Source organism: Dietzia sp. CQ4 (assembly GCF_014145125.1).
GTDB classification, from domain to species: domain Bacteria; phylum Actinomycetota; class Actinomycetes; order Mycobacteriales; family Mycobacteriaceae; genus Dietzia; species Dietzia natronolimnaea.
In genome coordinates, this window is record NZ_JAALDZ010000023.1 from 1 (window position 1) to 12463 (window position 12463).

13 protein-coding genes are annotated in these 12463 nt (G+C 70.8%); 5 read left to right on the plus strand and 8 right to left on the minus strand.

The annotated features are described in order from the left end of the window. Nucleotides 1–47: 47 nt before the first annotated feature. The 8 genes from G6031_RS01505 to G6031_RS01540 all read right to left on the minus strand — a co-directional run bounded on the left by G6031_RS01505 (nucleotide 48) and on the right by G6031_RS01540 (nucleotide 7879). Nucleotides 48–1742 carry an AMP-binding protein gene (locus G6031_RS01505; protein WP_182652200.1) on the minus strand — a complete coding sequence of 565 codons (1695 nt, stop codon included), beginning with the start codon at nucleotides 1740–1742 and terminating at the stop codon, nucleotides 48–50. 53 nt (nucleotides 1743–1795) lie between these two features. Then, complete coding sequence (locus tag G6031_RS01510; RefSeq protein WP_347238417.1) at nucleotides 1796–3079, minus strand: hypothetical protein; 1284 nt, start codon at nucleotides 3077–3079, stop codon at nucleotides 1796–1798. A gap of 5 nt (nucleotides 3080–3084) precedes the next feature. Next, on the minus strand, nucleotides 3085–3660 hold the full coding sequence (locus tag G6031_RS01515) for a nuclear transport factor 2 family protein (RefSeq protein ID WP_182652201.1): 576 nt from the start codon (nucleotides 3658–3660) through the stop codon (nucleotides 3085–3087). 5 nt (nucleotides 3661–3665) lie between these two features. Then, on the minus strand, nucleotides 3666–3881 hold the full coding sequence (locus G6031_RS01520) for a ferredoxin (protein ID WP_095717619.1): 216 nt from the start codon (nucleotides 3879–3881) through the stop codon (nucleotides 3666–3668). A gap of 14 nt (nucleotides 3882–3895) precedes the next feature. Continuing rightward, nucleotides 3896–5197 carry a cytochrome P450 gene (locus G6031_RS01525; protein ID WP_095717665.1) on the minus strand — a complete coding sequence of 434 codons (1302 nt, stop codon included), beginning with the start codon at nucleotides 5195–5197 and terminating at the stop codon, nucleotides 3896–3898. Nucleotides 5198–5289: 92 nt separating this feature from the next. Further along, on the minus strand, nucleotides 5290–6084 hold the full coding sequence (locus tag G6031_RS01530; RefSeq protein ID WP_179525950.1) for an SDR family oxidoreductase: 795 nt from the start codon (nucleotides 6082–6084) through the stop codon (nucleotides 5290–5292). Continuing rightward, complete coding sequence (locus G6031_RS01535) at nucleotides 6084–7298, minus strand: cytochrome P450 (RefSeq protein WP_182652202.1); 1215 nt, start codon at nucleotides 7296–7298, stop codon at nucleotides 6084–6086. Before G6031_RS01535 ends, G6031_RS01530 begins: the two co-directional genes overlap by 1 nt. A gap of 8 nt (nucleotides 7299–7306) precedes the next feature. Next, nucleotides 7307–7879, minus strand: a complete 573-nt coding sequence (locus tag G6031_RS01540; protein ID WP_179525951.1) for a TetR/AcrR family transcriptional regulator — start codon at nucleotides 7877–7879, stop codon at nucleotides 7307–7309. Nucleotides 7880–7953: 74 nt separating this feature from the next. Here G6031_RS01540 and G6031_RS01545 point away from each other — a divergent pair, with 74 nt between their 5' ends. The 5 genes from G6031_RS01545 to G6031_RS01565 all read left to right on the plus strand — a co-directional run bounded on the left by G6031_RS01545 (nucleotide 7954) and on the right by G6031_RS01565 (nucleotide 12401). Then, nucleotides 7954–9429, plus strand: coding sequence for an aldehyde dehydrogenase (locus G6031_RS01545; RefSeq protein ID WP_182652203.1), 1476 nt, complete (start codon nucleotides 7954–7956; stop codon nucleotides 9427–9429). Between the two features lie 84 nt (nucleotides 9430–9513). Continuing rightward, nucleotides 9514–10266, plus strand: a complete 753-nt coding sequence (locus G6031_RS01550; RefSeq protein WP_182652204.1) for an SDR family oxidoreductase — start codon at nucleotides 9514–9516, stop codon at nucleotides 10264–10266. A gap of 47 nt (nucleotides 10267–10313) precedes the next feature. Then, nucleotides 10314–11285 (plus strand): NAD(P)-dependent oxidoreductase, encoded by a 972-nt coding sequence (locus tag G6031_RS01555; protein WP_347238419.1) that lies wholly within the window; start codon nucleotides 10314–10316, stop codon nucleotides 11283–11285. Further along, entirely contained in the window at nucleotides 11282–11698 is a 417-nt protein-coding gene (locus tag G6031_RS01560) for a carboxymuconolactone decarboxylase family protein (protein ID WP_347238418.1), read from the plus strand. The genes G6031_RS01555 and G6031_RS01560 overlap by 4 nt, the downstream gene beginning before the upstream one ends. 43 nt (nucleotides 11699–11741) lie before the next feature. Continuing rightward, nucleotides 11742–12401: a class I SAM-dependent methyltransferase gene (locus G6031_RS01565; RefSeq protein WP_182652206.1), complete on the plus strand. Its 660-nt coding sequence runs from the start codon at nucleotides 11742–11744 to the stop codon at nucleotides 12399–12401. The last annotated feature ends 62 nt before the right edge of the window (nucleotides 12402–12463 follow it).

Sequence of the window (12463 nt, forward strand, 5' to 3'; positions counted from 1 at the left end):
GGAGGACCCGGCGACCGCGAAGGACCGGCCGTCGAGCCGGAGCCCGGTCACGCGGTGCCGGCGGCGTCCGTGCGCCGGTCGAGGTCGGGGGCACGCTCGGCCACCAGACGGCGCGCCCAGCCGTAGTCGGTCTTGCTGCTGGGATGGCGTTCGACGCGGTCGACCACCCAGTACGCCACGGGGATCTTGAACCCGGCCAGGTGCTCGCGCAGGGCGTGCCCGACGGCGTCGAGGTCCCGCGGGCCGGTGCCCGGCGAGGAGTCCGGCGATGAGTCCTGTGCGGCATCCGCCCACTGGACCACGGCGCCGACCCGGTGCCCGAACCGCTCGTCCGGGACCCCGAACGCCACGGCGTCCTCGATCCCGGCCACCGCCTTGAGGGCGGCCTCGACCTCCTCGGCGAAGATCTTCTCGCCGCCGGAGTTGATCACCTGACTGGCCCGGCCGAGCATGATGATCGTGTCGGGGCCGTCGTACCGTCCGCGGTCGCCGGTGAACACCCGGCGGCTGCCGGCGATCTCCCGGAAGGTCTCGGCGGTCTTGGCCTCGTCCTTGTAGTAGCCGGCGGGCTGGTACCCGCTCTTGACGATCCAGCCGATCTCCTGCGAGTCGTCGGGCAGCGGTTCGTCGAAGTCGTCGACGAGCTGCAGGGTGGTACCCCTGGGGATCCGGGGACCGTGGTCGGCGAAGAGCGACCCGTCGTCGAGATCGGCCTTGGTCACCACGCCCAGGCCGCCGAAGCCGCCCTCGGACGAGCCGAACGCGTCCATGATCATCAGATCGGGACGGAGCTCGAGCAGGTCCGCCTTGACCGAGGGCGAGAACAGGGCGGCCCCCGAGGAGACCATGAACATGCTCGAGGTGTCGGGGTCGGTCCGCCGCATCAGATCCACGAGTGGCCGGACCATCGCGTCACCGGCCACCACGGCGACCTGGATCTTCTCGGTCTCGATCTCCTCCAGGACGTCCGCGGCCCGGAAGTGCGGGAGGTAGTGCATGGTGCCGCCGGCGAACAGGCCGGTGAAGCTGGGCATGATGCCCGAGGTGTGGATGAGCGGGAGCAGGATGAGGTAGCGCATGGGGTCACCGCCCAGACCCGCCCTGGACTGGTGGAACTCGTCGGGCACCGGCTCACCCGTGTGGTAGTCCGCGCCACCTCCGAGGCTGCGCCACAGGTCCTCCTGACGCCACATCACACCCTTCGGTTTGCCCGTCGTGCCTCCGGTGAACACCAGGTAGAGATCGTCGCCGCTCCGCTCCACCCCGGGGCGCTCCGCCGACGCCGCCTCCAGGGTCTCGCGGGCGGGGAGGACACCGTCCGGAAGGGTGTCGACGCCCGAGCCGTCCTCCACCATGATCGTGTGCCGGACGGCGTCGAGCCCTCGTACGGCCTCGGTCACCGCGGCGCCGAACTCGCGGTGGAACACCAGCACGCTGGTGTCGGAGTAGTCGTAGAGGTAGCGCAGCTCCGGGCCCGAGTAGCGGTAGTTGATGCTGATGGTCACCGCCCGCAGTTTGAGGACTCCGAGGATCAGCGCCAGACAGTCCACCCCGTTGCGCAGGTGCACACCGACGTGGTCGCCGGCCCCGACGCCCAGGGAGGCGAGCGCCGAGGCCCACCGGTTGGCCTCGGCCTCCAGGTCGGCGTAGGTGAGACGACGTTCGCCCTCCACCACCGCCAGACGGTCGGCGCCGTAGGCGTCCACGGCGTGTTCGAAGAGGTCGGCCAGGTTGTGTGCCATGTGGTGTCCTCCGTGACGGGGTCGGGTGTGCTGTCTCGGGCGAGCGTCCGGTCTCAGACCGGGGTGATGGGCAGTGGCGTGCGGGCCGGTCCGAAGTCGAACGCCGCCCCGGTGCTGATCCGGGTGACGGCGACCTCGTCGGACTCCTTCGCGGGTACGTCTCCGAGCCGGAGGACGGCCTCGACCCGGGAGCCGTCCGAGGGCACGCGCTCCACGGTCCAGTGCGGGTCGACCGCCTGTGCCGCCGCGGCGAGGGGGCGCAGGCCGTCCCGGGCGAGCAGGGGCATCCAGGTGTCGTCGGCGAACGCGTCCGCCGCGGTGTCCCAGGTGACGGTGACGCTCGCGCCGTCGCCGGAGACCGACGACGAGTACCCCGTGTAGGCGGTCGGACCGGCCAGCGGGTGGAGATCGAGCACGGCGGCCAACCCGCGCGCGTCCCCCTCCACGCCGAGGACGTCTCGGATCCGTCCCGCGGCGACCCCCGCGATCCCCGTCGCCTGGTAGACGAGCAGCCGGTCCGCGGTCTCGGCGTCCGACCGGCGGCGCACCGACTGGTGGAAACCCACCGCCAGCAGGTGCATCTGCAGGTACACCTCGCGGGTAATGCGGACGAGCGCGGCCGCGGTGAACTCGGGGAAGCTCAGATCCGTCAACAGCGGACCGGCGTAGTCGTCCCGAGTGCCCTCACCGGTGGTGTCCCGCGGTTCCGGCGGCTCGAAGGCGAAGTCGATCAACCGGCTGCTCGCGGACTCGACCGCCGGCTCGGGCCACGCCGCCGGCTCTGAATCCGGGTCGATCCGCACGGTCCAGTGACAGTGCGGCGTCCGGCCCTCCGGGCTGCGCGGCGGACGGTGGATGGGCTCCACGACGGCCCGGGGGTTGGTGGCCAGCGCGGTGGCCGGGAAAGTGGGGTCCTCGATGTCGTGGCACATCGTGGTGACGAGCCGGTCCCCCATCGGTTCGACGTCCATCAGCGCACCGCAGTGGTCGAGCCAGAACTCGCCGTGGTCGTGGTCGGTGACCGCGTACCGGAAGTCCATGAACTCCGGCGGCGCCCCCACATCCAGTTGGAAGCCCTTGAAGATCTCCGCGACGCCGTCTCCCGTGATCGACAGCGCCTCCTTCATGCGCCGGGTGTAGTGCGGGCTCGCGGCCTGCCACTCCTCGATCGCCACATCGCGCATCCCGTCCACACCGAACTCGCCGAGCAGGGCCGGCATCCCCGCCCGGTCGATGAGCTGCCCGATCAGCAGCAGGTCGGGCAGCAGCCTGGCGAGCCTGGCGTGGTCGAGGGACTCCAGGGGGTCGCTGTTGACGATCCGGTCGCGCGCGGCCACCGGACTCAGACCTCGTCCGGGGCGGACACCGGCCACAAGGGGGCCGGGCTGTCCTCGATGCGGTACCACCCGGCCGGCTTGTCCCCGGCCGCCTCGAACCGGGCCTTCATCGAATCGGTGAGCGCGTCGGCCTCGTACATCCGCATGAACAGGTCCACCACGTTGCCGAAGTCGAAGAAGTCGCGGTGCCACTTCCACTGCTGGTCACCGTTGTAGAGGAACCACGACCCGCCGAGCCCGTGGACCTCGTACGGCTTCCCGGTCTTCGGGTCGACGGTGTCTCGGGCGATCTGCTTCCACAGACAGAGCACGTCGCCGGTCTCGGGGTCGATGATGGTCCGGATGTAGGGGTACTCCCAGCCGTCGAGCCCGGCCATCTCCTGGCCCAGCGCGATGTCGCGGATCTCGTCCCGGCCGACGGCCATGAAGTCGTCCTTGGTGCCGTAGTTCCAGCCGTAGGTGGCGTCCTCGGCGTAGAAGTCGGCGAGCGGGGTCCCGTCCTTGTTGCGCTCGCACTCGGCGTTGGCCTCGATCCAGCGCTGCACGAACTCGGCGATCTCGGCGCGGTCGTATCGGGTCACGTCACTCACTCCTGGTGGGTCTGGTTCTCGACGAGGCGGAGTGCCTGCGTCGGGCAGTACTTGACGGCGGCCTTGACGGCCTCGAGCTGGTCGTCGGGGACCACGCCCCGCTTGGCACGCACCTTGGCCTCGGAGCCCTTGCCGACCGTGAACCAGTCGGGGGCCTCCGCCTGACACTCGGCGTGCCCCTGGCACAGGTCGAAGTCCACCTCCACCCGCATCGGCTGCTGCCCGCTCACCTGCGCTGCCTCCTCCGGTAGCGGACGGTGCACGGCTGGGCCAGCTGGACGACCATCTTGGAGTGGTCGTTGTGGTAGCTCTCGGGCGGCTGCGCGAGCTCGAACTCGAACTCCCGCAGCAGGATCGAGAAGATGGCCTTGATCTGCAGCTGGGCGAACGCCGCGCCCACGCAGCGGTGCCGTCCGGCGCCGAAGGGGATCCAGGTCCACCGGTTGACGATGTCCTCCTGGCGCGGCTCGGCATAGCGTTCCGGGTCGAAGGAGTCGGGGTCCGGGAAGTCCTCCGGCAGCCGGTTGGAGACCGCGGGGGACGCCGCGACGGTCTGCCCGGCGCGGACGACGTGGTCGCCGATCTGCACGTCCTCCTGCGCCACCCGCATGAGGATGATCAGCGGCGGGTGCAGACGCAGCGTCTCTTTCAGGGCGTTCTCGACCCTGGGCATCTGACGCAACGCCCCGAAGCTGTACTCGGCCCCGTCGGAGTAGACCTCGTCGAGTTCGGCGACCACCTGCGCGAGGTAGTCCGGGTGCTTGAGCAACTCGATGAGCATCCACGCGCTGGTACCGGAGGTGGTGTGATGTCCGGCGAACATCATGGAGATGAAGATGCCGGTGACCTCGTCCGGGGTGAACCGGTACGTGCCGTCGTCGTTCTTGACGGAGACCAGGACGTCGAGGAGGTCGCGGTCCTCCTTGCTCGCCGGCGGCTCGGCCATCCGCTGGTCCATGATCCCGGAGACCAACTCGACCAGCCCCGCGCGCGCCGCGTCCCGCTTGCGGAACGCGGGGATGTCGGCGTAGGCGTCGATGTACGCGTGGGGGTCGGTGCCCTGCTCGAGATCGTGGTAGAGGTGCGCGAACCGGGCGTCGAGCTGCTCGCGGAACTTCGGACCGATCAGGCACGCCGAGGAGGTGTAGATGGTGAGCTCGGAGAACCACTCGAGGAGGTCGATCTCGCCCTCGTCGCCCCACTCACCCACCATGCGCTGGACCTCGCGGGGGATGGTGACGGCGTGCTGGCGCATGTGCTCGCCGCGCAGCGCGGTGTTGTGCAGCATCTCCGAGCGGCGCTCGGGGCTGGCGTCGAACACGACGCCCTCACCGAACACCGGCGTCATGAACGGGTAGGCGGCGGCCTGGTCCAGCGACTCGTCCGGCGCACGGAAGAAGGCCTCGTTCGCGGCCGCCCCGGAGGCCAGGCAGATGTCGCGGTCGACGATCTTGAACACGCCGAGGTCGCCGCACTCCTCACGGACCCGCCAGAACAGGCCGATCGGGTCGGTACGGAGTTCGTCCATGTGCCCGAGCTCCCCCTCGCCGCCGGAGACCCGACGCGGCTCGGTGAGGGTGGAGAAGTCCGTGGGCTTGTCGGTGGAGCTGTCGGTACTGGTCACGAGTAGTCCTCCTCGATTGGGGCCTCCGGCTGGATCTCCAGCTCGGTGATCTGGGCGCCGCGGGGCATCGACACCATGGCGGCGACCCCCCGGGCGAGGTCGGCCGGCTTACACATGCGCGGGTGACGACCGAAGCCGTGCTTGACCCAGTCGTTGATGACCGACTCCGCGGTCTCCGGGTCGAACTCGGTGCCCATCTCGGTCATCACCGGACCCGGGCGGACCACGCCGAGGCGGATCCCCGTGCCCTCGAGTTCCTTGCGGGCCTGGTGGGCCATGGTCTCCAGGCCGGCCTTGGCCGCGACGTACGCCCCGGAGCGGGGCCGGGCGGTGTAGGCGACGTCGGAGCCGATCAGGACCACGTCGCCCCGACGGCGATCGACCATCCCGGGGACCACCGCGTGGAGCAGCCGCTGCACGGCGAGCAGGTGGATGTCGATCTGCGAGGCGAAGTCGTCCGGCTCCATCTCCCACACGCGGGCCATCTTCAGGGTGCCCGCGCTGGAGACCAGGACCTCGGGAGGGCCGTACGCCTCACCGGCGGCGGCCACGAACGCCGCCACCGACTCCGCGCTGGTCACGTCGACCGGTCGTGCGGTGGCCCGTCCCCCGGCCTCCCGGATCCGGCCCACGAGGTCGTCGAGGCGGTCGGCGCGGCGGGCCCCCACGACCACGGGGTGCCCGAGTGCGGCCAGCGCCTCCGCGGAGGCGCGACCGATACCGGAGGAGGCGCCCGTGACGAGGGCGGGACGGTCGGCCGCGTCCCGCTGCGGTGGGAACTTCAGGCTCATCAGCGTCTGACCTCGACGCGCATGGGCAGGCGGGCGAAGCCACGCACGTTGGAGGAGTGCACGCGCTCGGCGCCGGGCAGGATCTCGTACCCCGTGACGGACCGCGAGATCTGGTCGAGCGCGATCCGCCCCTCGAGTCGCGCGAGGTGCGCGCCGAGGCAGAAGTGCGGCCCCTGGCCGAAGCTCAGGCTCGCGGAGGTGTCCCGGCCCAGGAGGAAGGCCCCGGAGTCCTCGAACACCTCCTCGTCGCGGTTGGCCGCGCCGATGAGCAGGAGCACCTTCTGGTCGGCCGGGATGGTGACGTCGCGGACCGTGACCTCCTGCGTCGTGGTGCGCAGGACCAACTGACTGGAGGTGTCGTAGCGCAGGGTCTCCTCGACCCAGTCGGTCACCCGCTCCGGGTCGTCGATCACCAGTCGCGACTGGTCGGGGTACTCGTGGCCCCAGAACATCGCGTTGGCGAGCAGCTTGGTGGTGGTCTCGTTGCCCGCCACCACCATGAGGAAGAGGAAGGACAGGATCTCGTCCTCGTCCAGCTTCTCCCCGTCGATCTCGGCGTCGATGAGCGCCGAGGTGAGATCCTCGGTCCGCTGCTTCCGCCGTTCGGCGACCATGCCCTGGTAGTACGCGATGAGGTCGAAGGCGGCGACCATCGAGTCCTCGGGCACGTCCTGACCGCCCTCCTCGCGGTGCATGACGAGGTCCGCGAGCCGGCGCAGCTCGTCGCGATCCGACTCCGGCACCCCCATGAGGTCGGAGATGACGTCCATCGGCAGCTTGCCCGCGTAGTCCTGGACGAAGTCGAACTCGCCGCCGTCCCGAGACCTGTCGAGGCACTCGTCCCAGTACTGCCGTGAGATCCGTTCGATCCCCTCGGAGAGCGCGTCGACCCGCCGGGAGGTGAAGCCCTTGCTCACCAGCTTGCGCAGCCGGGCGTGCCTCGGGTCGTCCATCGCCAGGAAGGACATCGTCTTGTAGGCGTGCGGTCCGTACGCCGCCGGGTCGAGGGAGACCCCCATCGCGTTGGAGAAGACGTCGGGCGCGCGGAAGGCCTCACGGACGTCGGCATGCTTGCTCAGCGCCCAGAAGTCGAGATCCGGGTTGTGGTAGACGGGGGCCTCGGCGCGCAACCGGGCGTAGAACGGGTACGGATCCTCGTGTACGGCGTAGTCGTACGGGCTGAACACGAGCGGGGCGGGAGTCGCGGTGGTCATGTCTCAGGTCACCTCAGGATGAGTCGGGCGGCGGACTCGATGGCGTCCGCCATGTCGGAGTAGGAGCCATAGCCCATGCCCGCGCGGACGAGCGCGCCCGCGTAGACCATCTCCAGGGCGTCGATCACCTCGTCGTCGGCCTCGTCACCCAGCGCGGCCGTCAGGCGTCGTCGGATGTCCGCGCCGATCCGGATCCTCAGGTGGGACACCTCCGGGTCGTCGCCCAACAGGGCCGCGGTGACCGCAGAGGAGAGCTCGGGCTCGTCCGCGACCAACATCGCGACGTCCCGCAGGACCGCCACCACCCTGTCCACCGTGGTGCCGCTGCCGGCGCCCTCGGTGACGTGGTCACGCAGGCGTCGCCAGAACACCTCGGCGATGAGGTGGCCCTTGGACGAGAAGTAGGTGTACGCGGTGGCCGGGGCGACGCCGGCCCTCGAGGCCACGGCCCGGACCGCGAGCCCGCCCGGCCCCTTCTCGCGCAACACCTCCACCGCGGCGCTGGTGAGGCGGTCGACGGTCTCTGCCTGCTGGCCGTTGAGGCGCCTTCGCGTGGATTCGAAACGAACGTCACTGGACATGTGTCTGGACAGTACACCACTCGCCGGACTATCGTCTAGACAGTTGTCCACCCGCACCCGACGGAAGGCCCCCCGTGACGACGAGCACCACCTACGACGCCCCGCTCCTCATCGGCGGCGAGCTGCGCCCGGCCTCCGGGGGCGGCACGTTCGACGTCCTCAACCCCGCCACGGAGGACCTGATCGGCCGCGCCGCCGACGCCCGCCCCGAGGACATGGACGCCGCCATCGAGGCGGCCCGGACCGCGTTCGACACCACCACGTGGTCCACCGATCATGCCTTCCGTGCGGCGTGTCTGCGGCAACTCCGGGATGCTCTGCAGTCCCACACCGAGGAGCTGCGCGCACTGACCATCGCCGAGGTGGGCGCCCCCCACATGTTCACCACCGGGCCCCAGCTGGAGGGCCCCGTGGCCGACCTGGGCTGGCTCGCCGACCTCGTCGACGCCTACCAGTGGGTCGAGGAGCTGGGCGAGTCCGAGGTGATGGGGGTGCGCTCCCATCGCTCGGTGCGCCGGGAGGCGATCGGCGTGGTCGGAGCCATCACCCCGTGGAACTTCCCCAACCAGATCAACCTGGCCAAGATCGGGCCCGCGCTGGCCGCGGGCTGCACCGTGGTGCTCAAGCCCGCACCCGACACCCCGCTCATCGCCGCGGCCGTGGCCCGGATCGCCGCCGAGGAGACCGACATCCCCGCGGGAGTGCTCAACGTGGTCTCGTCCTCGGACCACGGGGTGGGCGCCCAGCTGACCACCGACCCGCGCGTGGACCTCGTCTCGTTCACCGGGTCCACCGCCACCGGCAAGAAGATCATGGTGGCCGCGGCGGAGACCCTCAAGAAGGTCTTCCTCGAGCTGGGCGGCAAGTCCGCCGCGGTCGTGCTGGACGACGCCGACCTGAACGCCGCCTGCTTCATGACGGCCCTCAACGCCTGTACCCACGCCGGCCAGGGCTGCGCCCTCACCACCCGACTGGTGGTGCCCCGCGAGAAGTACGACGAGGCCGTCGAGGCGGCCAAGGGCGCCATGGCGGCCTTCGCGCCGGGCGACCCCACCGACCCCGGCACCCTGTGCGGTCCGCTGATCTCCGAACTGCAGCGCGAGCGGGTCGAGGGGTACATCGCACTGGCCGTCGAGGAGGGCGGCACCGTCGAGATCGGCGGCGGGCGCCCCTCCGGCGAGGACAAGGCCAAGGGCTTCTGGGTGGAGCCCACCCTGATCTCCGGACTCGACAACTCCGCGCGGGTGGCCCGGGAGGAGATCTTCGGCCCCGTCCTCGTCGTCATCCCCCACGACGGCGACGACGACGCGGTCCGGATCGCCAACGACTCCCCCTACGGCCTCTCCGGCGCCGTCTGGGGCGCCGACCTCGGCCGCGTCGAGAGGGTCGTGGCGGGCATCCGCACCGGAACGCTCGGGGTGAACGGCGGCGTCTGGTACGGCGCCGACGTGCCCTTCGGCGGCTACAAGCAGTCGGGCATCGGCCGTGAGATGGGCCGCCAGGGTTTCGAGGAGTACCTCGAGACCAAGTCCGTGGCCACCCCGGCCTGACGCGCCGCCCGCACCCGAGCCACCACCCGCATCACGCCATATCAAGCCATATCAAGCCACACCAAGGAAGCAGAGACTACAGACATGGGACGTTTTGACGGCAAGTCCGTGATCGTGACCGGCGCGGCCGGCGGAATCGGCGAGGAGTACGCCAAGGCGCTCGCCGCCGAGGGCGCGAAGGTCGTGGTGGCCGACGTCTCGGACACCGAGGGCGAGCGCGTGGCGGCGGAGATCGTCGCCGCCGGCGGCGAGGCCTTCTTCCAGCACACCGACGTCTCGGACCCGGACTCGGCCGACGCGTGCGCCGAGGCGACCGTGGAGAAGTACGGCCGGCTGGACATGCTGGTCAACAACGCCGCGATCTTCGGCGGCATGAAGCTCGACTTCCTCATCACGGTGCCGTGGGACTACTACCAGAAGTTCATGCAGGTCAACATGAACGGCCAGCTCCTCATGGTCCGCGCCTGCTGGGAGAAGATGGCGGCGGCCGGCGGTGGCGCGATCGTCAACCAGTCCTCGACCGCCGCGTGGCTCTACTCCGGCTTCTACGGCCTGGCCAAGGTGGGCGTCAACGGCCTGACCCAGCAGCTGGCCACCGAGCTGGGCGGGTCCGGCATCCGCATCAACGCCATCGCGCCCGGCCCGATCGACACCGAGGCCAACCGCACCACCACCCCGCAGTCCATCGTCAAGGACATGGTCGACAAGCTCCCCCTCAAGCGGATGGGTCAGCCCCAGGACCTGGTGGGAATGCTGTTGTTCCTGCTGTCGGACGAGGCGTCGTGGATCACCGGCCAGATCTTCAACGTCGACGGCGGACAGGTCATCAGGTCGTGAGCGGGCAGTCGGCCGGCAGCGCGGGGCAGGACCCGGGAGCCTCTCCCATCGGTCCGGGGTCACCCGAGCACTCCCCCGCGCCCGTGGGGTTCATCGGGCTGGGGAACATGGGAGCGCCCATCGCCCGGCGGCTGCTGTCGTGGCCCGGCGGACTGGTGGTCTGCGACGTCCGTCCCGAGGCCGCCGAACCGTTCGTCTCCGAGGGGGCCACCGCCGCCGCGACGCCCGCCGAGGTGGCCCGGACCGCACGACTGGTCTCGGTGACGGTGCTCGACGACGCCCAGGTGCGGGACGTCGTCCAGGGTCCCGACGGGATCCTGCGCACGGCGGCGCCGGGGACGGTGGTCGCGGTCCACTCCACCATCTCCGACTCCACGGCCGTAGAGCTTGCTCAGGCGTGCGCCACCCACGGGGTGCACCTGGTGGACGCGCCGGTCTCGGGGGGCGCACCGGGCGCCGAGAAGGGCGAGCTCGCGGTGATGGTGGGTGGACCCCGCGAGGTCTACGAGGCCTGCAAGCCCGTGTTCGCCCTGTGGGCCGCGATGCCGGTCCACGCCGGCGAGGTGGGCGCGGGCACCCGGATGAAGCTCGCCCGCAACCTGCTGCACTTCATCTCCTTCACCGCCGCCGCCGAGGCCTCCCGGCTGGCGGAGGCCGCGGGCATCGACATCGCCAAGCTCGGTCGCGTGGTCCGGCACACCGACGCCATCACCGGAGGTGCCGGGGCGGTCATGCTGCGCGAGACCACCGCGCCGATCGCCCCCGACGACTTCTGGCACGGCGTGTTCACCCACGTCCGGGGCCTCGGCGAGAAGGACCTCTCGCTGGCGTTGTCCCTGGGCGAGCGGTTGGAGGTGGACCTGCCGCTCGGGACCATCGCGCTACGGGACCTGGGTGCCGGGTTCGGCGTGGGGCCGGGCGAGATCGCCCGCCGCGCCGCGACCGCGGGTGCGGACGTAGACGGCGGGAGCGACGACCACAGCAACGACAGCAACAGCGACGACGAGGGAGCACGATGAGCGACACGGCAGGGTCCGGCATGTCCCCGGAGCGCGAGCGCGGGTTGGCCATGATGACCGAGGTCTACGGCTTCGAGATGTCCGACGGTCCCGGCGACTACTTCGCCGAGACCGCGGACCACTTGTTCGGGCGCGTGTGGTCCCGTCCGGGCCTGAGCCACCGCGACCGCCGCCTGCTCCTGCTGGGCGCGCTGACCGCACAGGGGAACACGGACATCGCCGACATCCAGGTGGCCGCCGCGCTGGGCAACGACGAGCTCACACCCGAGGAACTGGAGGAGATCGTGTTGTTCCTCTGCTACTACGCGGGCTGGCCAAACGGCACCAAGCTGGGCAACGTGGTGGGCCCGCACGTGGCGCGCGCCCGTAAGGCCGCACGGCGGGCCGCGGCCGGGTCCGGGAGCGAGGGCTGAGGGCGGGGGCCGGGAGCGCGGTGACGGGCGATAGGTTTATGCCATGACCGCTCCCGAGATCGACCAGGCGCTGCTCGACGTGGCGCTCTCCGCCCCCGGCTTCATGCCGCTGGACGAGGGCCGCACCCTCTACGAGATCGCCTGCGAGTACCTGGGCGACGGCGTGGGGGTCGAGATCGGCACCTACTGCGGCAGGTCCACCGTCTTCCTCGGCGCGGCCGCGCGGGTGACCGGCGGCAGCATCGTCACCGTCGACCACCACCGTGGGTCCGAGGAGCACCAGCCCGGGTGGGAGTATCACGACACCACGCTGGTCGACCCGCACACCGGCCGCCTGGAGACCCTCGTGGCGTTCCGGCACACGATGTGGGACGCGGAGCTCGACGACGTGGTGACGGCCGCGGTGGGCACCTCGCGCCAGGTGGCCCGGGTCTGGGGCAGGCCGGCCTCGTTCGTGTTCATCGACGGCGGCCACTCCTCCGAGGCGGCGCAGGCCGACTACGAGGGGTGGGCCCCGTGGGTCGCGGTCGGCGGCGCTCTGTTGATCCACGACGTGTTCCCCAACCCCGAGGACGGTGGACGCCCGCCGTACGAGATCTACTGCCGCGCCCTGGAGTCCGGCCAGTTCACCGAGGTCCGCGCGGTGGACTCGCTGCGCGTCCTGCGCCGCGACTCCGGCGAGGTCGGCGCCCCCATGCCGTAGGACCCGTCAGACCGCCCACCGGCCGCCCGCGCTCCACGCATCGCCGGAGCCCGGGCGGCCGC

Coding starts and splice junctions, on each gene's coding strand:
- G6031_RS01530 (WP_179525950.1), bottom strand. CDS start 6,084: ATGAGCCTGAAGTTCCCACCGCAGCGGGACGCGGCCGACCGTCCCGCC.
- G6031_RS01540 (WP_179525951.1), bottom strand. CDS start 7,879: ATGTCCAGTGACGTTCGTTTCGAATCCACGCGAAGGCGCCTCAACGGC.
- G6031_RS01560 (WP_347238418.1), top strand. CDS start 11,282: ATGAGCGACACGGCAGGGTCCGGCATGTCCCCGGAGCGCGAGCGCGGG.
- G6031_RS01520 (WP_095717619.1), bottom strand. CDS start 3,881: ATGCGGGTGGAGGTGGACTTCGACCTGTGCCAGGGGCACGCCGAGTGT.
- G6031_RS01505 (WP_182652200.1), bottom strand. CDS start 1,742: ATGGCACACAACCTGGCCGACCTCTTCGAACACGCCGTGGACGCCTAC.
- G6031_RS01550 (WP_182652204.1), top strand. CDS start 9,514: ATGGGACGTTTTGACGGCAAGTCCGTGATCGTGACCGGCGCGGCCGGC.
- G6031_RS01525 (WP_095717665.1), bottom strand. CDS start 5,197: ATGGACGAACTCCGTACCGACCCGATCGGCCTGTTCTGGCGGGTCCGT.
- G6031_RS01565 (WP_182652206.1), top strand. CDS start 11,742: ATGACCGCTCCCGAGATCGACCAGGCGCTGCTCGACGTGGCGCTCTCC.
- G6031_RS01535 (WP_182652202.1), bottom strand. CDS start 7,298: ATGACCACCGCGACTCCCGCCCCGCTCGTGTTCAGCCCGTACGACTAC.